Genomic DNA, 22,375 nt, shown 5'->3' with positions numbered 1-22,375 from the left:
GCCCATCACGCATTATGTGCGGATGGGCCACTTTTCATTTCAGGACTATTACTCACTGGCTGAGCTCTCTGCTCTTCGCCTTGATGGAGAAATCAACAACAAGCTGCTGTTGTGGGACGAGGTTGATGATTGGCGTTCGAGGAGTTCATTAGTTCTTGGTCGAGAAAGACATCCTGTGGTTCTCACCGTGAATTCTGCTCTCTGGGCGCATCAAGTAGTGCCAGAGCCCCCAATCCATTCAGCATCGACGTTGAAAGGGAAACGAATTCGTGAGCCCAATAATCCTCAGTTACGAATTGAAGAAAGAACTCTCTCAGCTTCAGACATCTGGCTCACCGGCAATCATGGGGTGACTACTCCCCTGAGGACGTTGACTGACGTGTTGAAAGCTGACGCTCATGAATCGACGTTGATAAGCGATTCACTTCGATTATTGATGCAGAGGTTTGATCTTTCACACGCACTGGTTGAAAGAACTATCCAGAATATGGCGTCTATTCCTCACAAGCGCAGGGCGCTGGCACGGTTAGAGAAGTTAATGAACTAGCCCTCAGAGACGCGATAAACGTCATAGACCGCATCAATACGGCGAACGGCATTGAGTACCCGATCAAGATGTGTTACTTCGCTCATCTCAAAAACGAATCTGCTGAGAGCTAAGCGATCCTGGGTTGTGCTGACCGTCGCAGACAAAATATTGACGTGGTGTTCTGACAGAACACGTGTCACGTCAGAAAGCAGTCCGGAGCGATCCAGTGCTTCAATTTGAATCTGAACCAAGAAGACGCTCTTTGACGAAGGTGACCATTCAACCTCAATCATGCGCTCAGGCTCATTGAGCATGTTCGACACATTGTGGCAACTTGTTTGGTGAACAGAAACACCCTGACCTCGAGTGACGAAGCCTGAAATGGCATCACCAGGTACTGGTGTGCAGCACTTGGCTAACTTCACCAAGATATCCGGCGCACCACGAACAAGAACACCTGAGTCACTGTGCAAAAGTGGTTTTGAAGGTCCTCGCGAAGGTAAGACGAACTCGACCTCTTCGGTGTCTCCATCTTCATGGATGCTGGCGAGAATCTTCTCAATCACACTCTGCGTAGAAACATGTCCTTCACCCACTGCTGCATAGAGCATGGACACATCTTCATAGCGAAGGTTGCTTGCAACCTCAGCTAAGGAGTCCTGAGTCATGAGTTTCTGCAGGGGAAGGTTTTGTTTACGCATTGCCCGAGCAATGGCGTCTTTGCCTTGCTCGATGGCTTCATCGCGGCGTTCTTTGGTAAACCACTGCTTGATCTTGTTGCGGGTTCGTGTGCTTTGGACGAAGTTCAACCAGTCTTGGCTGGGGCCAGCATCTGGGTTCTTCGAAGTAAGAACCTCAATGACGTCTCCGCTGGAAAGCTTGCTTTCAAGGGGAACAAGGCGACCATTGACCTTTGCCCCCATGGTCCGGTGACCGATTTCGGTGTGAACAGCATAGGCAAAGTCAATGGGAGTAGCACCTGAAGGCAGTCCGATTACTCGCCCCTTAGGCGTGAAGACATAAACCTCCTTGGCGCCAATTTCAAAGCGTAGAGAGTCAAGGAACTCTCCTGGGTCTTCTGTTTCTGCCTGCCAGTCAGAGATGTGAGCAAGCCACGCCATGTCGGTATCTTGAACAGCCAACGTGTCATCACTCTTACCGCTGTTCATTCGGTCTTTGTACATCCAGTGCGCAGCAACACCGAATTCTGCACGGTGATGCATTTCAGGGGTGCGGATCTGAATTTCAACCGGACGCCCGGACGGCCCCATCACCGTGGTGTGAAGAGATTGATACAGGTTGAACTTAGGGGTGGCGATGTAGTCCTTGAAACGACCAGGAATAGGGTTCCAACGTGCGTGAATTGAGCCGAGGATGCCATAGCAATCACGAACACTGTTCACAATGACTCGGATACCAACTAAGTCATAAATTTCATCAAACTCTCGTCCGCGAAGAACCATCTTTTGATAAATCGAATAGAACTGCTTGGGGCGCCCCTTGACCTCACCACGAATACGAGCTGCTTTAAGGTCGTTCTCCACGTCCTTGATGACGGACTGAACAAACGATTCGCGCTGAGGGGTGCGCTGAGTGACGAGGTTTTCAATCTCTTGATAAATCTTGGGATGCAAAACAGCAAACGAGAGATCTTCCAGTTCCCACTTCAGCGTCTGGATACCTAAACGATGAGCAAGCGGAGTATAGATCTCGAGTGTTTCGCGAGCCTTGCGCTGTGCAGATTCAACAGGCATAAAGCCCCAGGTGCGGGCGTTGTGAAGGCGATCTGCAAGCTTGATGACTAGAACACGAATGTCTTTCGACATTGCGACAATCATTTTGCGGACGGTTTCAGCCTGTGCACTGTCGCCGTACTTCACTTTGTCAAGCTTGGTGACCCCGTCGACCAACATGGCCACTTCGGCGCCAAACTGAGCACGACACTGTTCAAGCGTGTATTCGGTGTCTTCTACAGTGTCATGAAGCAGGGCGGCAATGATTGTTTTGGGTCCGATGCCGAGCTCCGCCAGGATTTGTGCCACTGCGATGGGGTGAGTGATGTAGGGCTCACCTGAGCGTCTCTTCTGGCCTTCATGTGCCTTGCGGGCAACATCATGTGCCTCTTCAAGTTGAAGAAGATCAGCTCGAGGATGATGCTGCCGAACTGTTTTGAGAAGTTTTTCAAAACCATCTGCAGGTTGCGCACGACTAAAGATTCGTGGCACAAGGCGACGCAGTGATGTTGAACCCGTTGTATCAACCATGTCGCCTCCTTGAGGTTTCCATTATGACGGGGTTATCTGCACTTAGGCAGAAACAGGCTCAGAAGCCGCGTCAGCCTTACCCTGTGCTGCAAGAACCTTCTTATCGCTCTTACGGATCTCAGGCTCACTGGAGCGAATCTGAGCGTAGAGAGGCGTTGCCAGGAAGATCGTGGAGTAGGTACCCACGATGATTCCGATGAGCAGAGCCAAAGAAATGTCTCGCAGAGTTCCCGCTCCAAGCACAAAAGCACCGATGAAGAGGATGGAAGCCACGGGGAGAGCCGCAACAACAGAGGTATTGATTGAGCGAACCAAGGTTTGGTTCACAGCCAAGTTCACCTGTTGAGCGAAGGTATATCCAGCTTCACGAGTGGTTCCTCGAGTGTTCTCACGAATCTTGTCGAAGACAACCACGGTGTCATAAAGCGAGTAACCAAGAATGGTGAGCAAACCAATCACGGCCCCAGGAGTCACCTCAAAGCCAGAGATTCCGTAGATTCCCGCGGTGATGACCAAGTCGTGCAGCAAAGCGATGATGGCAACGAGAGACATCTTCCAGGTGCGGAAGTAAATGGCCATAACTAACGCAGCTAGTACAAGGAAGACAAGAAGACCGCGAATAGCCTGAGCAGTGATGTCCTGACCCCAGCTGGCACCAATAAACGAGCTGGTGACGTTTTCAACAGGAACTGAATAAGCGCCGGCTAGGCCATTACGGATTTCACGAGTTTCAGCGTCAGTTAGTTGTTCAGTCTGTACTCGAACGCTGGAATCACCGAGGCGTGAAACCTTGGGAACCATGTTGGGATCAACAGCTTGAACAGCGTCTGTTGCCAATGCCTGTGAAGTATCAGAGACATTCGACACAACGAATTCGCTACCGCCGGTGAACTCAATTCCAAAGTTGAACCCGCCACGAAGAATTGGACCCACAATGCTGATCAAAATCAGGATTGCTGAAATTGAATACCAGAGTTTACGGCGGCCAACAATGTTGATTGAACGAGCGCCGGTGTAAAGGTCATTACCGAACTGAGAAAAACTTGCCATTAGTTCTCACCCTTCTCACCGGAGGATTGTTGAGCTTTTCGTTCCGCAATGGTTTGACGCTTCACAGCTTCCTTAGAAGACTTTGCGAGCTTTCCGGAAGAAACCGAGGTCGAAGGCGCGAACTGAGCGCGGCCACGGTAGGTAGCGCCCAAAGCCTGCGGGTCAAGCCCAGAAAGCTTGTGACCACTGGCGAAGTAGTTTGTCTTAGCCAATAGCTGGAGAACAGGGTGAGTAAACAGTGACACGACAAAGAGGTCAACAACAGTGGTCAGACCCAGTGTCAATGCAAAGCCTCGAACGTTTCCAACGGCGAGGATGAAAAGCACAATTGCAGCAAGGAAGTTCACAGCGTCACTGGCGATAATGGTTCGAATTGCACGCTTCCACGCTGATTCGACTGCGGACTCAAGGCCACGTCCATCACGGAGTTCGTCACGAATACGTTCGAAGTAAACGATGAACGAGTCTGCCGTGATACCGATGGCCACAATCAAACCGGCGACACCGGCAAGAGACAAGCGATAGCCCTCACGCCAAGACAGGATTGTCACAACCAGGTAGGTCAGAATTGCCGCGACAATAAGTGAAGCAACGGTGACCAAACCAAGGGTTCGGTATTGGAACAGCGAGTAAAGAACGACCAAGATGAGACCAATTGCTCCTGCGAGGAGACCGCTCATCAGTTGAGTCGAACCCAGGGTTGCCGAGATGGTGTCTGAGGACTGCACCTGGAAACCAATGGGAAGAGCACCGTACTTGAGCTGATCTGCCAGAGTCTTTGCACTGGTCTGAGTGAAGCCACCGGTGATCTGCGCACTACCGTTCGTGATGGCAGCGTTCGTGGAAGGAGCTGTCAGCACACGGCCATCGAGAACAATGGCGAACTGGTTCTGAGATCCCGTCAGACCATTGAGTCGAGTGGTTACATCACCAAAGTCTTTCGTTCCCTTGCCGTTGAAAGCGAGGTCAACTGCCCATTGACCGGTGGTGGCACCAGTTGAGGTGGTGACCATACTTGCTCCGGCATTGGAAATATCGGCACCAGAAACTTCAACAGGGCCGAGAATGTACTTCACTGTGTTTGTGAAGTCACACGTAATCAGCGGCTGATCTTCCGGAGCAGTATTTGCTACCTGAGCATTCTCAGATGCACAGTCAAACTGTTCATACTGAGCCTGCAACGCAGGGGTGACCCAGTTGAGGTCACTACCGTTAGAAGGCGAGACGGCAGGAACACTCGAGAGGCTAGGGTCTACCGTTCCTACAGGTACAGGAGTCGCCACACCATCTGCCCCAACCGAAGTTGAAGTTGGTGCACCAGCTTCAAGAACAGCGCGGAAATCTAGTTTTGCTGATGCTTCAATACGAGCAAGCGTTGCATCGTCTGGTGTTCCTGGGATGGACACCACAATGTTGTTGTTGCCCTGAGTGTTGATTTCTGCTTCAGAGACACCAGCAGCGTCAATACGCTGACGAATGATAGAGACGGCTTGAGCCATCTGTTCGGTCGTGACCGTTTGTCCGCTTTCAAGCTGAGGCGAGAGAACAATCTGAGTTCCACCCTCGAGGTCAAGCGCGAGCTTAGGAGTCCACGAACCGCCACCCCACAGGACACCTGCAGCGTTAATTCCAAAAAGGCCCGCAACGAGGACAAGAAGCCACGTCAAAGAGCGCAGCGCTTTGCGCGACGACTGAGATTTAGCCATTACTTCGAGTTTTTAGGCTTACGCTCACCGAACTGAGGGTCGATTTCAAGCTTGCCGGCTTCAGCTTCAGGGTTGAGAGCCAAGTTAGTCAGATCAGCACCGATTGCTTCTCCTGCAGAAGGAGTAACAGCAGCAGACTCAACAACACGGGCGATTGCCTGACGGTGAAGCTTGAGAGTGTTCTTGGGTGAGGTCTCCAGAACAACAATGTTTTCTACTTCGTCGATGGACTTGATAGTGCCGTAGACACCAAAAGTGGTCATGACGTGTGCGCCGACAACTACTTGGTTCTGCAGTTCTGCAGCTGCCTTTTTACGCTTCTGTCCATTACGGAACATAAAGAAGACCAAGACGGCGAGAACAGCCATCATGAAGAGTGTCATTGCATCCACGAGAAGTCCTTAGTTATTGCTGAAGTTTGGTGAAATATCACCGCTAATTGAGTATAGGTCACAGAAGAGTGGGGTCATTGGCAGGTGGGGTGAGACCCAGGTGTTGCCAACCCGCTGCCGTAGCTACGCGCCCACGAGGGGTGCGAACAACGAGACCTTCACGGATCAAGAAAGGTTCTACAACGGCTTCGATCGTTTCAGCATCTTCACCAATCGAGACGGCGAGTGAGGAAACCCCCACCGGTCCCCCAGCAAACCTGTTGATCAACACTTCAAGAACAGACCTATCAAGACGATCAAGCCCACGGGGGTCTACGTCATACAAAGCCAGGGCGTTATTCACTGCATCAATAGCGGTTTCTGAGGAGTGAACAGTCATGTAGTCACGGACGCGACGCAACAAACGGTTTGCAATTCGAGGCGTTCCTCGGCTTCGTCCAGCAATTTCTGCAAGCGCGGGCTGTGGAATCTCTAGCCCGAGAAGTGCAGCTGAACGCGTGAGCACTCGAAGCAGCTCTTCGGTTTCATAAAATTCCAGATGGCCGGTGAAACCAAAACGGTCACGCAAAGGGTTTGCAAGTAAGCCAGTTCGAGTTGTGGCACCAACCAAGGTAAACGGAGGCAATTCAAGCGGAATGCTTGAAGCACCGACACCCTTGCCCACCATGATGTCAATCCGGAAATCTTCCATCGCCAGATAGAGCATCTCCTCCGCCGAGCGAGCCATGCGGTGGATTTCGTCGATGAATAACACTTCACCGGGGACCAAAGACGACAGAAGCGCCGCCAAATCACCAGCGTGAGAAATAGCAGGGCCACTGGACATGCGCAGGGCTCGACCAGTTTCATGAGCCACAATCATGGCCAACGTGGTCTTTCCAAGACCTGGAGGGCCTGCCAACAAGATGTGATCTGGAGTGCGTCCATCCATCTCTGCTGCCTTGAGTAGGAGATCAAGCTGACCAACTACGCGGCGCTGACCGACGAATTCTCCTAATGATGCAGGTCGGAGTGCCCCTTCGAAATCGAGCTCAGCATCGTCGAGTGGCTCAACTGAGGTGATGTCGCTGTCCGACATTAGCTATTCCTTGCCAAGGCAGCTAAAGCGTCTTTGAGAACTGATGCTGTCGTTGCAGTAGGGGCGGATGTATCAAGCGAATCGACAGCGTCGCGCGCTGTTTTCTCGTTCCAGCCCAGACCCACCAGTGCTTGAACAACACTCAATGTGATCGCTGAACTTGCTGGAATTGCAGAGGCAACGGCGTCGGTGTGAGAAAGCGCAGTGAGCTTTCCTGCGAGCTGAACAATAATGAGCTTGGCCGTCTTTGGACCAACGCCAGAAACCTTCTTGAACGCTGTGTCGTCTTCGTTAACTACCGCAGTCAAAATATCTGCCGGGGAAAGCTCAGCAAGGACGGCCAAAGCTGATCGAGGACCAACACCTGAGACAGAAAGAAGCAGCTCAAAAAGCTCAAGACTTTCTGGGTTTTCAAAACCAAAGAGCGTCATTGAATCCTCACGGACAATCAGTGAGGTGAGGAAAGTGTGTTCATTTCCGATACGCAATGAAAGCTTGTGTGAGGGTGTGACGTTCACTGCATAACCAACACCATGCACATCAACAATGCAGGTGTTCTCTCGCACCGAAAGAACGGTGCCACGCAGGGAGGCAATCACCTGCCCAGCTTAAGTGGTCTTAGCCGCGTTTCTTCGCCTGACGCTCCGCATCGCGCCAACGCTGCTGGGCAGGCGTCAATGTTCCCTTCGGAGCTGTTCCTGCTCCCCCACGCCAGGCATTGCAGATAGCAAGCGCGAGTGCATCCGTAGCGTCAGGTAGCAGCTTGCCTTCAGGCAATGTCAACAATCGCCCAACCATGGTGGCGACCTGAACTTTATTGGCTCGACCTGTTCCCGTGACTGATGCTTTCACTTCGCTAGGAGTGTGCATATCCACTGGAATGCCACGCTCAGCAGCTTCAACAAATGCAACCGCACTTGCCTGGGCAGTTCCCATTACAGTTCGAAGATTGTGCTGAGCAAACACTCGCTCAACAGCGATGCGCTCTGGTTTGAACTCCTCAATCAACAAAGCGAGTTCGGAACGCAACTGCAACAGCCTCTGAGGCAGTTCAAGATCTTTATCCGTCTTGAGCACAGTTACCGTGACCAAAGAGACAGAACGATCAGGATTGGCATCAATGATGCCCACACCACAACGAGTGAGACCCGGATCAACTCCGAGAATGCGCAAGTTAGTCCTGCTCGAGCTCAGCGAGAACTGATTCGCTCAAGTCGAAGTTGCTGAAAACGTTCTGTACGTCATCAGAGTCTTCAAGTGCATCAATCAGTTTGAAAACTTTTCGAGCAGTGTCAGCATCAACTTCGACTTCGAGGTTGGGTACAAACTCAGCATCAGCGGAGTCGTAGTCGATACCCGCAGCCTGCAAAGCTTCACGAACCTTGACGAGGTCCTGTGGCTCTGAGGTGATTTCGAAAGAACCGTTGTGTGTTTCAACATCTTCGGCACCTGCGTCGAGAACAGCAGCCAAAATCGAGTCTTCATCGATTCCTGTTTGTGCAGAAACACGGATGACACCCTTACGACTGAAGTTATAGGCAACAGAACCTGGGTCTGCCATGTTTCCACCGTTGCGGCTCATCGCGGTACGAACCTCTGCAGCTGCACGGTTCTTGTTGTCGGTCAAACATTCGATCAACAGAGCTACACCGTTGGGTCCGTAACCTTCGTACATGATGGTGGTGTACTCGACGGTTTCACCGGACAGGCCAGCACCACGCTTGACGGCGCGGTCGATGTTGTCGTTAGGAACGCTGGTCTTCTTAGCCTTCTGGATTGCATCCACCAAGGTGGGGTTACCCGAAAGATCAGCACCACCGAGCTTGGCCGCAACTTCAATGTTCTTAATCAGTTTGGCAAAAGACTTCGCACGGCGAGAGTCAATGATCGCCTTCTTGTGCTTGGTGGTTGCCCATTTGGAATGTCCAGACATGCCTTAGATACTAGCTTTCTTCTCAGTAACAGATTGGGCTACGCGCCCAAGGAAGTATTCGTGAACTCGGGTATCCCCGTTCACCTCGGGATGGAAAGAGATACCCAGAAGGTATCCCTGCTCCACAGCGACAATTCGGCCATCTTCCAGCTGTGAGATAACCCGGACACCCTCGCCCACACGTTCTACAATCGGTGCCCGAATAAATGTTGCGGGAACTGGCTCAGCAGTAACGCCAGGCATTTCTAGATCAACTTCAAATGAATCAATCTGTGTACCAAAAGCGTTACGACGAACATCAACGTGAAGTCCACCAAGAGATTCTTGCTCAGCGATTGCGTCCACAATGTGGTCAGCCATCATGATGAGTCCTGCACAGGTTCCAAATACCGGTAGTCCTGAGGCGATAGCTTCACGCAGTGGCAGCTGCATGCCAAACAAGCGCACCAGCTTGTCCATCACGCTGGATTCACCACCAGGAATGACTAAGGCATCCACGGAGGCAAGCTCGTCAGGACGACGAACCTTGACTACCTGCGCACCCAGTTCTTCCAGAACGTGGATGTGCTCACGAACATCACCTTGAAAGGCGAGAACGCCAATTCTGAGGTGGTGAAATTTACCAGCCACGATCAGCGAGGCGGTGTGGTGCAGGAATGTCAGAGACATTGATGCCCACCATTGCTTCACCGAGGCCACGAGAGGTTTCCACGATGACCTTAGGGTCATCGAAGAATGCTGCAGCCTTGACGATGGCCTTAGCGCGAGCTGCAGGGTCACCGGACTTGAAGATACCCGAGCCAACGAAGACACCGTCAGCACCAAGCTGAAGCATCATTGCGGCATCAGCTGGGGTTGCAACACCACCAGCGGTAAACATGGGTACGGGAAGCTTGCCTGCAGCTGCTACCTCAACAACGAGGTCGTAGGGAGCCTGAAGCTCCTTTGCAGCAACGTAGAGCTCGTCCTTTGACATGGAGGACAACCAGCGCAGTTCGGAGTTGATCTTACGAATGTGCTTGGTAGCTTCAGAAACGTCTCCGGTTCCAGCTTCACCCTTGGAGCGAATCATGGCAGCACCCTCGTTGATACGACGGAGTGCTTCACCCAAGTTGGTTGCACCACAGACGAAAGGAACATCAAACGCCCACTTGTCGATGTGGTTGATGTAGTCAGCGGGGCTGAGAACTTCGGACTCGTCAATGAAGTCAACGTTGAGCTCTGCAAGAACCTGAGCTTCAACAAAGTGGCCAATACGGGCCTTGGCCATGACCGGAATCTTTACCGCAGCCTGAATACCCTCGATGAGGTCTGGGTCGCTCATACGTGCAACACCGCCCTGAGCACGGATGTCTGCAGGAACACGCTCGAGAGCCATGACAGCGATAGCACCAGCGTCTTCAGCAATGCGTGCCTGTTCAGCGTTGACAACGTCCATGATGACACCGCCCTTGAGCTGCTCTGCAAGTCCGCGCTTAACACGGTTGCTACCAGTGAGGGGTGCGTTGTTCTTTTCAGTCATTTTCTACAACTTCTTTATGTGGAGGGTGAGAGGAAAAAGTTTAGTTGCCTTCAGACCATGCTTGCGCAATGGCGTGACGCACATCACCGAGGAGAGCTGTAACAGCTTTGCTCTTGGCAATGATGGGGAAGAAATTTGAGTCTGTAGCCCATCTAGGCACTACATGTTGATGAAGATGATCTGCAATTCCGGCTCCAGCAACACGACCTTGATTCATGCCGATGTTGTAGCCGTCATTGCGAGAAACCTTTTTCAACACTCGCATTGCTTCCTGAGTAAGACTAGCTATTTCTGCGGTCTCTTCAACAGTTGCTTCGTCATACATCGCAACGTGTCTGTAGGGACAGACAAGTAAATGTCCGCTGTTGTAGGGATACAGGTTCAGCAAGACAAATGCGTGGGTGCCTCGATGAACAATTAAGCCTTCTTCATCAGACATCTGGGGTGCCAAACAAAACGGACAATCTGCCTCGGGAGGCTGCTGGCCATTTTCTATGTAGGCAAGGCGATGCGGGGTCCACAGGCGCTGGAATTCGTCAGGGACGCCAGCAAAGGAAGAAGCAGATCGAAGGTCTACACCCTCGAATTCATTCTCTCCGTAGTGGCTCATAGGTCCTCTGCAGTCAGCACCTGACGGTGGTCCTTGGCTGCACCAACGAGAAGTGCGATTGCCTCACTGACCGGAATACCGTTGCGCTGGCTTCCATCTCGGAAGCGGAAACTCACAGCACCGTTGTTTCGGTCTTCTTCACCGGCAATGATCTGAACAGGAACCTTCTGTGCAGCAGCATTACGAATCTTCTTCTGCATGCGGTCATCGCTGGCATCAAGTTGAACTCGAAGACCCTCAGCCTTGAGTTGGTCAAGAACTCCTGAGAGATACTCTTCATACTCTTCAGCAACAGCAATCCCAATGGCTTGAACTGGAGCTAACCAGAGCGGGAATGCGCCGGCATAGTGCTCTGTCAGCACACCGAAGAAGCGTTCAATAGAACCAAAGAGTGCGCGGTGAATCATCACGGGGCGGTGACGGTTTCCGTCAGGCCCGGTGTATTCAAGATCAAAACGCTCAGGCAAGTTGAAGTCAAGCTGAATCGTTGACATCTGCCAGGTGCGACCAATAGCGTCACGTGCCTGTACAGAGATCTTGGGGCCATAGAACGCAGCGCCACCTGGATCTGGAACCAAGGTCAAACCAGAATCCTCTGCAACCTGACGGAGAGTTTCTGTCGCTTCATCCCAGATGGCGTCGTCGCCAACATACTTCTTGGGGTCCTTGGTAGAAAGCTCAAGATAGAAGTCATCGAGACCGTAATCACGCAGCAACGAGAGTACAAAGTTCAGAACCTTGGTGAGCTCTTCTTTCATGTTCTCGCGCGTGGTGAAGATGTGCGCATCGTCTTGAGTCATGCCGCGAACACGAGTCAAACCGTGAACAACACCAGATTTCTCGTAACGATAGACAGAACCGAATTCGAACAGACGCAAAGGTAATTCGCGGTAGCTCTTTGAACGTGACTTGAAAATCAAAATGTGGAAAGGGCAGTTCATGGGCTTGAGGTAGTAGTCCACTCCCTGGCGGGTGACGTCTCCAGCCTCATTGCGAATCTCGTCCAACTTCATGGGAGGGAACATGCCATCGGAATACCAGTCAAGGTGTCCACTGGTCTCAAACAGGTTCGACTTCGTGATGTGTGGTGAGTAGACGAACTCGTAGCCGCCCTCTTCGTGGCGACGACGAGAATAATCCTCCATAGTGCGGCGAATCACACCACCCTTGGGATGGAAGACCGGAAGTCCTGAGCCGATTTCGTCGGGGAAGCTAAACAAGTCCAGCTCACTACCGAGACGACGGTGGTCACGCTTGGCGGCCTCTTCTAGACGCTCCTGGTATGCGCGAAGGTCTGCCTTGGTAGGCCATGCCGTGCCGTAAATGCGCTGCAACTGGGGGTTGTTCTCAGAACCGCGCCAGTAGGCGGCAGCAAGACGAGTAAGGGCAAAGCCATCACCGATCATGCGAGTGTTCGGAATGTGAGGACCACGGCAGAGGTCCTTCCACACGGTCTCCCCCGTGGCGGGATCAACGTTGTCGTAAATGGTCAGCTCATTGCCACCAACTTCAACGCTTTCGTTGTCATCCCCGGTGTTTCCGCCCTTGAGACCGATCAGTTCCAGCTTGTAGGGCTCAGCAGCGAGTTCTGCGCGTGCCTCATCTTCGGTGACGACACGACGCATGAAGCGTTGACCAGCGCGCACAATACGAGACATGGCCTTTTCTAGCGCCTTCATGTCTTCAGGTGTGAAAGCTTCAGCAACGTCAAAGTCGTAGTAGAAACCATCGGTTACGGGTGGACCAATACCGAGCTTGGCTTCCGGGTTGACGTTCTGAACAGCTTGGGCAAGGACGTGGGCTGCTGAGTGGCGAAGAATATTGAGACCATCAGCAGAATCGATAGTGACGGGCTCGACGACATCTCCCGCCGAGAGAACATGAGCGAGGTCACGCAGTTCACCGTTGACTCGCATGGCAACGATGCTGCGGTCTGTGTAGAGCGCAAAGCCATCGCTGGAAGCTTGAACGGTTAGTGCACCGGAAACATCAGACACGAAGTGAACTCCTCTTAGAACTGTTCTCAGCTACCAGCCTAGCCAAAAGAAAAACCCCCGGAAATCCGAGGGTTTTCAGTGAGCGATACTGGGATCGAACCAGCGACCTCTTCCGTGTCAGGGAAGCGCGCTACCGCTGCGCCAATCGCTCAAAAGCTAAGTATTTCTACCTAGTTTTGGAGGTGGATACCGGATTCGAACCGGTGTGGACGGCTTTGCAGGCCGCTGCCTATCCTCTCGGCCAATCCACCGTAGGTGGTTGCCCACGCTAACAATGAGTAAGTCTTAGGAATGACCACACTCGAGCGGATGACGAGATTCGAACTCGCGACCCTAACCTTGGCAAGGTTATGCGCTACCACTGCGCCACATCCGCGTTGCACTCTAATGAGTACCTTGGAACTTTATCGAGAAGTTTGCCCGAACGCAAAACCTGACACGCAGGTTTAGTAGTCGTAGCTTTCTTCTCCGTGCATAACCAAGTCAATGCCTGCAAGTTCATCTTCGTTACGAACACGGAAGCCCATGGTCTTTTCAATGACCCAGCCGATAGCAAAGGTCAGAACGAAGGAGTAAACCAAGACACTGAAGGCTGCGATTGCCTGCTTGCCCAACTGGTCGAATGAACCGGAGTACAAAAGTCCAACTTCGGCAGCAAAGAAACCAAGGAACAAAGTTCCAATCAGACCGCCAACAAGGTGGATACCCACGACGTCGAGCGAGTCATCAAAGCCAAAAGTGAACTTCAGTTCAACGGCGAGAGCACAAAGAACTCCAGTGACAAGACCGAGAACAAGCGCCCAGGTAGGCGTGAGATAGGCACAGGAGGGCGTAATGGCGACCAAACCTGCCACAGCACCGGATGCCGCTCCAACCGAAGTTGCTTTGCCGTCCTTGACGCGCTCAATAATGAGCCATCCGATAATTCCCGTGGTGCCAGCAGCCATGGTGTTGATCAGAGCAATGGCAGCAATACCGTCGGCTGCAATGGCGGATCCTGCATTGAAACCAAACCAGCCGAACCACAGCAGGCCAGCTCCCAGAAGAACGAAAGGCACGTTGTGAGGTTTGTGGATTCCCTTGGCAAAACCAATGCGCTTACCGAGAACGAGCGCCAGAGCAAGTGCTGCAGCGCCAGAGTTGATCTCAACGGCAGTACCCCCAGCAAAGTCAAGAGCTCCCACGTTATAGACAAGCCATCCACCGCTGGTCATTTCCCCGTCCACCACGGTGAAGTTAAAGATCCAGGACGCAACAGGGAAATACACCAATGTGGCCCAGACCCCGGCAAAGACCATCCACGCACCGAACTTCGCGCGGTCAGCAATAGCTCCCGAAATCAGTGCGACAGTAATGATCGCAAAGGTTGCCTGGAAAGCAGCAAAAACAAGAGGAGGAACGGAAGCGCCGTCGGGAACAACTAGGAGATCTTCAAGACCAATGTGAGCAATATCAATGCCAAAGACGCCGGGAATGCCATAGAAAGAAGAGCTGTCAAAGGCAGGGAATGCGATGGCATAACCATAAATAATCCAGAGCAAACCGACAATGGCGATGGAGCCAAAGCTCATCATCATCATGCTGATCACGCTCTTGGCGCGGACTAGCCCGCCATAGAAGAAGGCCAGCGCAGGCGTCATCATCAGAACGAGAGCCGTGCAGATGATCAGAAAAGCGGTATTACCTGTATCCATGAGAACCTCCAGAAGAGATTCTTTGCCACAAGCGTTTCAGTTGTGAAGCATTTATGTTTCGAACAGGTTAACGCGGCCAAGCCCTGCAGTTTTCTGCAGGGCCCAGCGCGTACCTATTCAGTTATGAACGCGGATTATGCGTCCTGGAGTGCGTAGCCCTCTTCACCGTGAACGATGGTGTCGATGCCAGCGAGCTCATCTTCGTTCTTGATACGGAAGCCCATGGTCTTCTCAATGATCGTTCCGATGATGTAGCTGAGAACGAAGGAGAAGATGAGGACGGTGAAGGCTGCGATGGCCTGCTTGCCCAGCTGGTCGAACGAGCCAGAGAAGAGCAGTCCTACGTCGGTTGCGAAGAAACCGAGGAACAAGGTTCCAATCAGGCCACCAACGAGGTGGATACCCACGACGTCGAGCGAGTCATCGAAGCCGAAGGTGAACTTCAGCTCGATAGCAAGTGCACAGATTGCTCCAGCAACCAGGCCGAGAACAATCGCCCACATTGGAGTCAGGTTCGCACATGCAGGGGTAATCGCTACCAGACCAGCTACAGCACCGGAAGCAGCACCAACCGAAGTCGCCTTACCTTCCTTGATGCGCTCAATGAGGAGCCATCCAAGAACAGCAGCAGCAGGAGCGGCAATGGTGTTAATGAAAGCAAGCGAAGCAATACCGTCAGCAGCGAGTTCAGAACCTGCGTTGAAGCCGAACCAGCCGAACCAAAGCAGACCTGCACCAAGGAGAACCAGTGGCACGTTGTGAGGCTTTGCTACACCCTTGGCGAAACCGATGCGCTTCCCGAGAACCAATGCAAGAGCAAGGGCTGCAGCACCAGCGTTGATGTGAACAGCAGTACCACCAGCAAAGTCGATAGCGCCGAGGTTGTAGGCGATCCATCCACCATCCACGATCTTGCCGTCCACGATGGTGAAGTTGAAGACCCAAGATGCTACGGGGAAGTAAACAACGGTTGCCCAGATGCCCGCGAAGACCAACCATGCACCGAACTTCGCGCGGTCAGCGATAGAACCGCTGATCAGCGCGACGGTGATGATGGCGAATGTTGCCTGGAAGGCAGCGAATGCAAGTGGTGGGAAAGCAGCGCCTTCAGGAGTCTCGAGGAGACCTTCAAGGCCAATGTAGGCGGTGTCAATACCGATAACGCCATCGATGCCGTAGAAGGTTGCGGAACCTTCGTTAGCGAAAGCAATTGCGTAACCGTAGATAACCCACAGCACACCAATCAGTGCGAGTGAGCCAAAGCTCAGCATCATCATGCTGACGACACTCTTAGCCTTGACGAGACCGCCATAGAAGAATGCCAGGGCGGGAGTCATCAGGAGCACGAGAGCTGCGCTGATGAGTACGAAGGCGGTGTTGCCTTGATCCATTTCAACCTCTTTCACGAATGGTGACGGATAAAGAACCGTCTGTATTCACGAGTGTGCTCGGTTGCGGTTACCGCATGAGTTCACTGAGGTGACGCTGAGGTTACAAAATGGGCAGTTTTGTTTCCAGCTGGTTTCGCTTTAGGAGTTTGTCAGTGCGATCAGCCTGGATACGCAACGAAGATACTTCTTCCGGTATCCGCCATTGATCATGTCGCCGCCGAAAACTTCAGAAAGCGGGGAGCCCGAAGCAATGATGGGAATCTGCGCGTCATAGACACGGTCTATGAAAGCAACCAAACGCAAGGCATCAGTCTGATTCATAATGACGTGAACATTTTCCAAGGCAATGACGTCAATGTTCTCGAGCAAACGAACGTAGACAGAAGGGTGAACTGTCGCGAGGTGAGCAAGTAGTCCGTCAAAGGAATCTACCGAGACGGTTAGGCCATCGCTGGCTTTACCCTCAACCGACGTGGTGAGATCATGTGCACTGAAAACTCGAGAAATGCCTTCTGCTGTGCGCTGACGATAATCAGTGCCATCAATGCGGAGAGTTCGGAAGTTAGAAGCTAAAGCCTGGATTTCTCTCAAGAAATCTGCAGCAGCGAATCGCCCCTCACCCAAAGCAGCAGGAGGTGTATTACTTGTTGCAGCAATGCGCGTGCCACCAGCCACAAGCTCACCCAGCATGCGGGTCATCATCATGGTGTCGCCTGGATCATCGAGTTCAAACTCATCAATACAAATCAGGCTGGCACCTTTGAGCGCTTCAACTGCTTTGACATAGCCCAATGCGCCCACCAGTGAGGTGTATTGCAAGAAGGTGCCAAAGTATTTCTTTCCGGAAGCGACATTCCATGCAGCAGCAAGTAGGTGTGTTTTTCCCACACCAAAGCCACCATCGAGATAAACCCCTGGTGGAACTTCTTCAGTCTTTTTTGCTCGGCTAAAGAGTTTGGCCTGTTTGATTACAGATGTGTTCTTCGCTGCAAACTCTTCCAAGATGTGGCGAGCTTCTTCTTGTGAAGGGAAATCAGGATTGGGGATGTAATTGTCGAATCGAGCATCCACAAACTGGGGCGGAGGAACCAGACTGCTCACAATCGAGCTTGCATCAAGGGTCGGATGGCGTTCGACCAGGGAAACGGTGGAAGTCATCGCGTGAAATATTCCTCAACAAAAGGTGTGAATAGAGCCTGTGGGGTTGGCACTTGGTGTTTCAGTACGTAGTCTCGAAGTGCACCTCAAGCCTATTGGCTTTTATTCCAGCCCGGTTTGAGTAGCGTGCCTTGAGAAAGAAACATGGAGCTATGAGCGTACCTATCGATAACAGTCCAAAATTCGCCGAATACGCACACCCTGAAGCTATTGTGAGCACCGAATGGCTCGCTGAACACCTCTCAACTCCTAACTTGGTCATTGTTGAATCGGATGAGGATGTTCTTCTCTACGAAATCGGACACATTCCAGGAGCCGTCAAGATTGACTGGCACACCGACCTCAACGACCCTGTTCTTCGTGATTATGTCCAGGGTGAGGCTTTCGCAGCACTCTTGAGCTCTAAGGGAATCTCACGTGAGAGCACCGTTGTGATTTATGGCGACAAGAGCAACTGGTGGGCTGCCTATGCTCTCTGGGTTTTCAAACTTTTTGGCCACGAAGATGTTCGCCTCCTTGATGGCGGCCGTGACAAGTGGATCGCAGAGGGACGTGAGCTCACTAAAGATCAGCCCGCTCTTGTTCCATCTCAGTACCCCGTCATCGAGCGCAACGATGCTCCTATTCGCGCTTATCTCAGCGACACTCTTGCCCACATTGGCAAGCCCATGATTGATGTTCGTAGCCCCGAAGAGTATTCCGGTGAGCGCACACACATGCCTGCCTATCCAGAAGAAGGCGCCCTTCGTGGTGGCCACATTCCCGGCGCAGCAAGTGTCCCCTGGGCCCGTGCAGCAAACGAAGACAGCACGTTCAAGGACCGCGCTGAACTTGAAGCCCTCTACCTCGATGGTGCTGGCCTCAAGCCAGGCGACGACATCATTGCTTACTGCCGTATTGGCGAACGTTCGAGCCACACGTGGTTTGTTCTGAACTACCTCCTCGGATTCACTGGTGTCCGAAACTATGACGGCTCTTGGACTGAATGGGGTTCCGCGGTTCGCGTTCCTATTGTCAAGGGAACAGAACCCGGCGCACTAGTCGCTTAGTACAGATGGGAGTCAACTTCGGTTGGCTCCCATTCTTTCTTCCCTCGAATACCTGAGAAGATTGTTTCATCATGACTGACCTGCCATCTGTACTCGCTGAAACACGAGAAGACTTCCTCGACCTTGGGGACAAGGACAAAATTCAACTCCTCATTGAGTTTGCTGAAGAGCTCCCAGATCTCCCTGCAAAGTATGCAGATCACCCCGAGCTTTTGGAAAAAGTAGAGGAGTGTCAGTCACCGGTCTACATCTTTGTCGAGGTTGAAAACAACACTGTTGCCGTTTTCGCCACAGCGCCTGAGCAAGCTCCCACGACGCGTGGCTTTGCCAGCATTCTTGCCCAAGGACTTACCGGGCTTTCTGTTGACGAGGCGTTGGGTATTCCTGATGACTTCCCCAGCACCTTAGGCCTCAATACGCTGATCTCTCCCCTGCGCGTTCGCGGGATGACAGGAATGTTATGGCGCATGAAAAGACAGATCCGCGAGAAGACCGAAGCCTAAAGATGGAGAGTTCTTCGCTCACCGATGAACAGCTCTCACAGCACTATGCATGGCCTCTAGGTCGCAGTGTTCGGCTCAACATGGTGCTCAGCCCTGCCGATGAAACCCGCGGTGTTGATTCCACCTCACACACATTGACATCTGTAGAAGACCGCCGCATATTAAAAATCCTTCGTTCCGACGCAGACGTTGTTGTCGTAGGTGCTGAATCTGTACGAGCAGAAGGTTGGTTCCTTCCTCCTCGCGGACGCCTTGCCGTGTTGTCTCGGTCGGGAGAACTCCCCTGGGATTCTTGTCCGGATCCTGCACGCGTTATGACATACCCGAGCGTCCAAGCGATTGTTCACTCACTGAAGAGTGAGGATGAACACATTTTGTGTGAGGGCGGCGTCACCACTGCGCAACTCATAGGTCAACAGTGGGGGTTTGACCACATTGCTGTAACCCGAATAGGAAATGACCCCTATGTAGCGCTGCCCCCATTTCTCTGCGACCATGGCGATTTTGATCTCGAATCGACTTTGTCTGAGAGCAAGTCCTCAATGACTTTCCAATATTGGCGGCGAGCCGTAGAGCACCAGTAATGCCGCGACTTTAGGGTCGAGATGTGACAGTCACAGAGAACGTGCCCGAGGCATTCAAACTTGCCGTTGAGAGCATCAGCGCCGTGACCTTTCGCGAAGAATTGACCGTTCGCCAGATTGACTCTCCGGGTGGCGTCGCTCCTTATAGTTACGCCTTAGCTGCTGATGTCCTGATTGCCGAACATGAGCACGAATCCCAACATGGCACAGGTCGATTCATTCTTCTTTACGACCCCTCGGAACCTGAATCCTGGGGCGGTCCATTTCGAGTAGTTGCCTTTGCACAAGCACCGCTTGAAGCTGAAATTGGGCTTGACCCCTTCTTAGCGAATGTTGCCTGGTCTTGGCTTACCGATGCTCTCACCATTCGAGAAGCTGATTATTTCAATGCTTCCGGAACAGCAACACGGATTCTTTCAACAGGTTTTGGTGAACTGGCTGATTCCGGCGAAGGCGCTCAAATAGAACTTCGCGCATCATGGTCTCCCGCCTCCCCTCACATGGGTGAACAAGCAGAAGCGTGGGGTGAACTCCTGTGCATGTTGGCAGGTCTCCCTCCAACCGCAGATGCTGTTAGCCTCACTGCCCGCCGCAGGGAGCGTGGTTAGCGTTCGCGTTATAGATAACGCACAAGAGTTCCTTGAAGCGTGTGATGTCATCTCAGCAGGTACTGGCCCTCTCGCCATTGACGCAGAGAGAGCCTCTGGTTTCACCTATTCACAACGCGCTTATTTGATTCAGGTTCACCGTCGCGAGGCTGGCACTTTTCTCTTCGACCCTCCTGCCATTGGTGACATGTCAGAACTCTTCCTGCAAAACGCAGATCAAGAATGGGTTCTCCACGCTGCAAGCCAGGATCTAGCCTGCTTGCGAGAGGTGGGAATCACACCGACCCGCATTTTTGATACTGAACTATCTGCTCGACTTCTCGGAATGGAACGGGTTGGGCTGGGACCTGTCGTCGAATCTCTCTTGGGAATTCACCTTGCCAAGGAACACAGCGCTGCAGACTGGTCTACCCGTCCACTTCCAGAACCGTGGCTCAAATACGCCGCTCTCGATGTTGAGCTACTCGTTGACGTACGCGATGAGATTGAAAAGTTACTCATTGAATCCGACAAGCTCGCCTGGGCACAGGAAGAATTTCAGGCCACTTTAGACAAACCGGAGAAGGTTGTCAGCGCTGAACCATGGCGCCGAATTTCTGGACTTCATACACTCAGAACCCCTCGACAGCTTGCTGTTGCCAGGGCATTATGGACCGCACGCGATGAGGTTGCTCAGAGACGAGATGTGTCTCCAGGTCGACTCATTCCTGACAGCGCCATCGTCGCCGCGAGTCGATCAACTTTGACCAACAAGTCAGAACTCATTGGGCTCAAGGAATTCAATGGCAGGGCTAGCAAAAGCTTGTTGGATACCTGGTGGGACGCTGTTCTCATTGGGCTCAAGGATGAGTCACTTCCGGTGATGCGCGTTCCCAGCGACACACTGCCTCCCCCACGAGCATGGGTTGATCGCAAGCCTGAGGCTCTAGAGCGGCTTCAACTTGCTCGTGAGGTGCTTTCTGCCAGGGCAGAAGAGCTGTCGATGCCCGTTGAGAATCTCCTCACCCCGAGTATTCTTCGTGAATTGGCCTGGGCGCCACCCAGTCCCATCACTGTAGTGAGCATCACCGAAGCACTCAAAAAGCACGGTGCCCGAATTTGGCAAATAACGGAGACCTGCGCGCTGATTTCCAACGCTTTTGTCGAAGCAGACCAAAAAGTACCTGAAGAACCTGTAGAGGATTCGTAGAGAACAACAGCTGTCTTTCACAGCTGAATCCCACGAACTAGCATCAAGATAGCAATGACGCTTCGAGAGGAAATCATGACAGCGGGAAATCGTGTCGTATTTGTCGATGGTGTGCGGACACCTTTTGGCCGTGCTGGCGAGAAGGGGATGTACTGGCAAACCCGAGCTGACGATCTCATTGTCAAAGCAATGATGGGGCTCTTGGAGCGCAACCCTGCAGTACCTGCAGAGGAAATCGACGAAGTGGCCATTGCTGCCACAACACAGCAGGGAGATCAGGGACTCACCCTCGGTCGAACTGCAGGAATTCTTGCCGGGCTCCCCCGCCATGTTCCTGGTTATGCCATTGACCGCATGTGCGCAGGAGCAATGACCGCTGTGACGACGACTGCCGGTGGAATTGCGATGGGTGCCTACAACATCGTTATTGCTGGTGGTGTGGAGCACATGGGGCGTCACCCTATGGGCTTCAATGCAGATCCCAACCCTCGTTTTCTTGCAGAAAAGCTCGTCAGTGCTGATGCCCTCAACATGGGTGCCACCGCGGAGCGACTGCATGACCGTTTCCCCCACCTCACCAAGGAACGCGCAGATGCCTATGCACTGCGGTCTCAGCAAAAAGTTGCAGCCGCATATGCGGCAGGGCTCATTCAGCCAGATTTGATTCCTGTTTCAGCCAAGACTGCCGAGGGTTGGACTTTGGCAACAGTTGACGAAGCTCCCCGACCCGAAACCACTCTGGAAGGACTAGCTGCACTCAAAACGCCTTTCCGCCCTCATGGAAGGGTTACAGCAGGTAATGCCAGCGGCCTCAACGATGGCGCAACCGTGTGCATGCTTGCGAGCGAACAAGCGGCAGAAGAATTTGGGCTCGGCATCAAGATGACCATGGTTTCCTTCGCCTTTGCCGGCGTTGAACCCGAAGTCATGGGTATTGGGCCCGTTCCTGCTACAGAAAAAGCCCTGCGCAAGGCAGGTCTCGACATCACAGACATTGGTCTTTTTGAAGTCAACGAAGCCTTTGCTGTTCAGGTTCTTGCTTTCCTTGATTACTTCGGCATCGCGGACGATGACCCCCGCGTCAATGAATACGGTGGCGCAATTGCCCTCGGACACCC

General features: G+C 52.6%; 22 protein-coding genes and 3 tRNA genes. 7 read left to right on the top strand and 18 right to left on the bottom strand.

The genetic code is table 11. From position 1 onward, the window contains the following. Positions 1 to 22: 22 nt before the first annotated feature. Positions 23 to 547: a hypothetical protein gene (locus Q0362_RS05630; protein WP_298120996.1), complete on the top strand. Its 525-nt coding sequence runs from the start codon at positions 23 to 25 to the stop codon at positions 545 to 547. Here Q0362_RS05630 and Q0362_RS05625 read toward each other — a convergent pair. From Q0362_RS05625 to zapE, 18 genes are all read right to left on the bottom strand, one after another. Further along, entirely contained in the window at positions 544 to 2,793 is a 2,250-nt protein-coding gene (locus Q0362_RS05625) for a bifunctional (p)ppGpp synthetase/guanosine-3',5'-bis(diphosphate) 3'-pyrophosphohydrolase (protein WP_298120994.1), read from the bottom strand. The two genes, Q0362_RS05630 and Q0362_RS05625, sit on opposite strands and share 4 nt — an antisense overlap. 42 nt (positions 2,794 to 2,835) lie before the next feature. Continuing rightward, the gene (secF, locus tag Q0362_RS05620) at positions 2,836 to 3,843 is read right to left on the bottom strand and encodes a protein translocase subunit SecF (RefSeq protein WP_298120992.1); all 1,008 of its coding nucleotides are present in this window, start codon (positions 3,841 to 3,843) and stop codon (positions 2,836 to 2,838) included. After that, complete coding sequence (secD, locus tag Q0362_RS05615; RefSeq protein ID WP_298120990.1) at positions 3,843 to 5,549, bottom strand: protein translocase subunit SecD; 1,707 nt, start codon at positions 5,547 to 5,549, stop codon at positions 3,843 to 3,845. Before secD ends, secF begins: the two co-directional genes overlap by 1 nt. After that, the gene (gene yajC, locus Q0362_RS05610; RefSeq protein WP_298121066.1) at positions 5,549 to 5,932 is read right to left on the bottom strand and encodes a preprotein translocase subunit YajC; all 384 of its coding nucleotides are present in this window, start codon (positions 5,930 to 5,932) and stop codon (positions 5,549 to 5,551) included. Before yajC ends, secD begins: the two co-directional genes overlap by 1 nt. A gap of 67 nt (positions 5,933 to 5,999) precedes the next feature. Beyond that, entirely contained in the window at positions 6,000 to 7,019 is a 1,020-nt protein-coding gene (gene ruvB, locus Q0362_RS05605) for a Holliday junction branch migration DNA helicase RuvB (RefSeq protein ID WP_298120987.1), read from the bottom strand. Next, positions 7,019 to 7,618 carry a Holliday junction branch migration protein RuvA gene (gene ruvA / locus Q0362_RS05600; protein ID WP_298120984.1) on the bottom strand — a complete coding sequence of 200 codons (600 nt, stop codon included), beginning with the start codon at positions 7,616 to 7,618 and terminating at the stop codon, positions 7,019 to 7,021. The genes ruvB and ruvA overlap by 1 nt, the downstream gene beginning before the upstream one ends. A gap of 19 nt (positions 7,619 to 7,637) precedes the next feature. Next, on the bottom strand, positions 7,638 to 8,192 hold the full coding sequence (gene ruvC, locus Q0362_RS05595; protein WP_298120981.1) for a crossover junction endodeoxyribonuclease RuvC: 555 nt from the start codon (positions 8,190 to 8,192) through the stop codon (positions 7,638 to 7,640). A gap of 1 nt (position 8,193) precedes the next feature. Continuing rightward, positions 8,194 to 8,952, bottom strand: a complete 759-nt coding sequence (locus Q0362_RS05590) for a YebC/PmpR family DNA-binding transcriptional regulator (protein ID WP_298120978.1) — start codon at positions 8,950 to 8,952, stop codon at positions 8,194 to 8,196. A gap of 3 nt (positions 8,953 to 8,955) precedes the next feature. Further along, a complete protein-coding gene (pdxT, locus tag Q0362_RS05585) occupies positions 8,956 to 9,582 on the bottom strand; it encodes a pyridoxal 5'-phosphate synthase glutaminase subunit PdxT (RefSeq protein ID WP_298120975.1) in 627 nt (208 codons plus the stop codon). Further along, positions 9,572 to 10,474 carry a pyridoxal 5'-phosphate synthase lyase subunit PdxS gene (gene pdxS, locus Q0362_RS05580; protein WP_298120973.1) on the bottom strand — a complete coding sequence of 301 codons (903 nt, stop codon included), beginning with the start codon at positions 10,472 to 10,474 and terminating at the stop codon, positions 9,572 to 9,574. Before pdxS ends, pdxT begins: the two co-directional genes overlap by 11 nt. Before the next feature lie 40 nt (positions 10,475 to 10,514). After that, positions 10,515 to 11,084, bottom strand: a complete 570-nt coding sequence (locus Q0362_RS05575; RefSeq protein WP_298120971.1) for an HIT domain-containing protein — start codon at positions 11,082 to 11,084, stop codon at positions 10,515 to 10,517. Beyond that, the gene (thrS, locus tag Q0362_RS05570; protein ID WP_298121063.1) at positions 11,081 to 13,000 is read right to left on the bottom strand and encodes a threonine--tRNA ligase; all 1,920 of its coding nucleotides are present in this window, start codon (positions 12,998 to 13,000) and stop codon (positions 11,081 to 11,083) included. The genes Q0362_RS05575 and thrS overlap by 4 nt, the downstream gene beginning before the upstream one ends. Before the next feature lie 160 nt (positions 13,001 to 13,160). Further along, a tRNA-Val gene (locus Q0362_RS05565) sits at positions 13,161 to 13,232 on the bottom strand. A gap of 26 nt (positions 13,233 to 13,258) precedes the next feature. Further along, positions 13,259 to 13,332: transfer RNA gene (locus Q0362_RS05560), tRNA-Cys, on the bottom strand. Positions 13,333 to 13,385: 53 nt separating this feature from the next. After that, positions 13,386 to 13,457: transfer RNA gene (locus Q0362_RS05555), tRNA-Gly, on the bottom strand. Between the two features lie 70 nt (positions 13,458 to 13,527). Continuing rightward, positions 13,528 to 14,775, bottom strand: coding sequence for an ammonium transporter (locus Q0362_RS05550; RefSeq protein ID WP_298120969.1), 1,248 nt, complete (start codon positions 14,773 to 14,775; stop codon positions 13,528 to 13,530). 134 nt (positions 14,776 to 14,909) lie between these two features. Then, positions 14,910 to 16,166 (bottom strand): ammonium transporter, encoded by a 1,257-nt coding sequence (locus Q0362_RS05545; protein ID WP_298120966.1) that lies wholly within the window; start codon positions 16,164 to 16,166, stop codon positions 14,910 to 14,912. Between the two features lie 138 nt (positions 16,167 to 16,304). Next, on the bottom strand, positions 16,305 to 17,324 hold the full coding sequence (zapE, locus tag Q0362_RS05540) for a cell division protein ZapE (protein WP_298120962.1): 1,020 nt from the start codon (positions 17,322 to 17,324) through the stop codon (positions 16,305 to 16,307). A gap of 152 nt (positions 17,325 to 17,476) precedes the next feature. Here zapE and Q0362_RS05535 point away from each other — a divergent pair, with 152 nt between their 5' ends. The 6 genes from Q0362_RS05535 to Q0362_RS05510 all read left to right on the top strand — a co-directional run. Then, entirely contained in the window at positions 17,477 to 18,373 is an 897-nt protein-coding gene (locus Q0362_RS05535; protein WP_298120959.1) for a sulfurtransferase, read from the top strand. 71 nt (positions 18,374 to 18,444) lie between these two features. After that, on the top strand, positions 18,445 to 18,876 hold the full coding sequence (locus Q0362_RS05530) for a SufE family protein (RefSeq protein WP_280795077.1): 432 nt from the start codon (positions 18,445 to 18,447) through the stop codon (positions 18,874 to 18,876). Positions 18,877 to 18,878: 2 nt separating this feature from the next. Beyond that, positions 18,879 to 19,460 (top strand): hypothetical protein, encoded by a 582-nt coding sequence (locus tag Q0362_RS05525; RefSeq protein WP_298120949.1) that lies wholly within the window; start codon positions 18,879 to 18,881, stop codon positions 19,458 to 19,460. Positions 19,461 to 19,483: 23 nt separating this feature from the next. Continuing rightward, positions 19,484 to 20,068: a DUF3000 domain-containing protein gene (locus Q0362_RS05520; protein WP_298120946.1), complete on the top strand. Its 585-nt coding sequence runs from the start codon at positions 19,484 to 19,486 to the stop codon at positions 20,066 to 20,068. Next, positions 20,061 to 21,257 (top strand): ribonuclease D, encoded by a 1,197-nt coding sequence (locus Q0362_RS05515; RefSeq protein ID WP_298120943.1) that lies wholly within the window; start codon positions 20,061 to 20,063, stop codon positions 21,255 to 21,257. The genes Q0362_RS05520 and Q0362_RS05515 overlap by 8 nt, the downstream gene beginning before the upstream one ends. Before the next feature lie 75 nt (positions 21,258 to 21,332). Next, a partial coding sequence (locus Q0362_RS05510) for a thiolase family protein (protein WP_298120939.1) occupies positions 21,333 to 22,375 on the top strand: 1,043 nt, incomplete at its 3' end.

The sequence above is a fragment of the uncultured Aurantimicrobium sp. genome, from assembly GCF_936931525.1.
Classification (GTDB): domain Bacteria; phylum Actinomycetota; class Actinomycetes; order Actinomycetales; family Microbacteriaceae; genus Aurantimicrobium.
Note: the sequence above shows the minus strand (reverse complement) of the source record. Positions and strands in the feature narration are given on the sequence as shown.

What these genes read in the sequence shown, in the direction of transcription:
- Q0362_RS05550 (WP_298120969.1), bottom strand. Translation starts at nt 14,775, where the DNA reads ATGGATACAGGTAATACCGCTTTTCTGATCATCTGCACGGCTCTCGTT.
- zapE (WP_298120962.1), bottom strand. Translation starts at nt 17,324, where the DNA reads ATGACTTCCACCGTTTCCCTGGTCGAACGCCATCCGACCCTTGATGCA.
- pdxS (WP_298120973.1), bottom strand. Translation starts at nt 10,474, where the DNA reads ATGACTGAAAAGAACAACGCACCCCTCACTGGTAGCAACCGTGTTAAG.
- thrS (WP_298121063.1), bottom strand. Translation starts at nt 13,000, where the DNA reads ATGCGAGTCAACGGTGAACTGCGTGACCTCGCTCATGTTCTCTCGGCG.
- Q0362_RS05630 (WP_298120996.1), top strand. Translation starts at nt 23, where the DNA reads ATGGGCCACTTTTCATTTCAGGACTATTACTCACTGGCTGAGCTCTCT.
- Q0362_RS05530 (WP_280795077.1), top strand. Translation starts at nt 18,445, where the DNA reads ATGACTGACCTGCCATCTGTACTCGCTGAAACACGAGAAGACTTCCTC.
- yajC (WP_298121066.1), bottom strand. Translation starts at nt 5,932, where the DNA reads ATGACACTCTTCATGATGGCTGTTCTCGCCGTCTTGGTCTTCTTTATG.
- ruvB (WP_298120987.1), bottom strand. Translation starts at nt 7,019, where the DNA reads ATGTCGGACAGCGACATCACCTCAGTTGAGCCACTCGACGATGCTGAG.
- Q0362_RS05590 (WP_298120978.1), bottom strand. Translation starts at nt 8,952, where the DNA reads ATGTCTGGACATTCCAAATGGGCAACCACCAAGCACAAGAAGGCGATC.
- secF (WP_298120992.1), bottom strand. Translation starts at nt 3,843, where the DNA reads ATGGCAAGTTTTTCTCAGTTCGGTAATGACCTTTACACCGGCGCTCGT.
- secD (WP_298120990.1), bottom strand. Translation starts at nt 5,549, where the DNA reads ATGGCTAAATCTCAGTCGTCGCGCAAAGCGCTGCGCTCTTTGACGTGG.
- Q0362_RS05545 (WP_298120966.1), bottom strand. Translation starts at nt 16,166, where the DNA reads ATGGATCAAGGCAACACCGCCTTCGTACTCATCAGCGCAGCTCTCGTG.
- Q0362_RS05575 (WP_298120971.1), bottom strand. Translation starts at nt 11,084, where the DNA reads ATGAGCCACTACGGAGAGAATGAATTCGAGGGTGTAGACCTTCGATCT.
- Q0362_RS05535 (WP_298120959.1), top strand. Translation starts at nt 17,477, where the DNA reads ATGAGCGTACCTATCGATAACAGTCCAAAATTCGCCGAATACGCACAC.
- Q0362_RS05625 (WP_298120994.1), bottom strand. Translation starts at nt 2,793, where the DNA reads ATGGTTGATACAACGGGTTCAACATCACTGCGTCGCCTTGTGCCACGA.
- Q0362_RS05525 (WP_298120949.1), top strand. Translation starts at nt 18,879, where the DNA reads ATGGAGAGTTCTTCGCTCACCGATGAACAGCTCTCACAGCACTATGCA.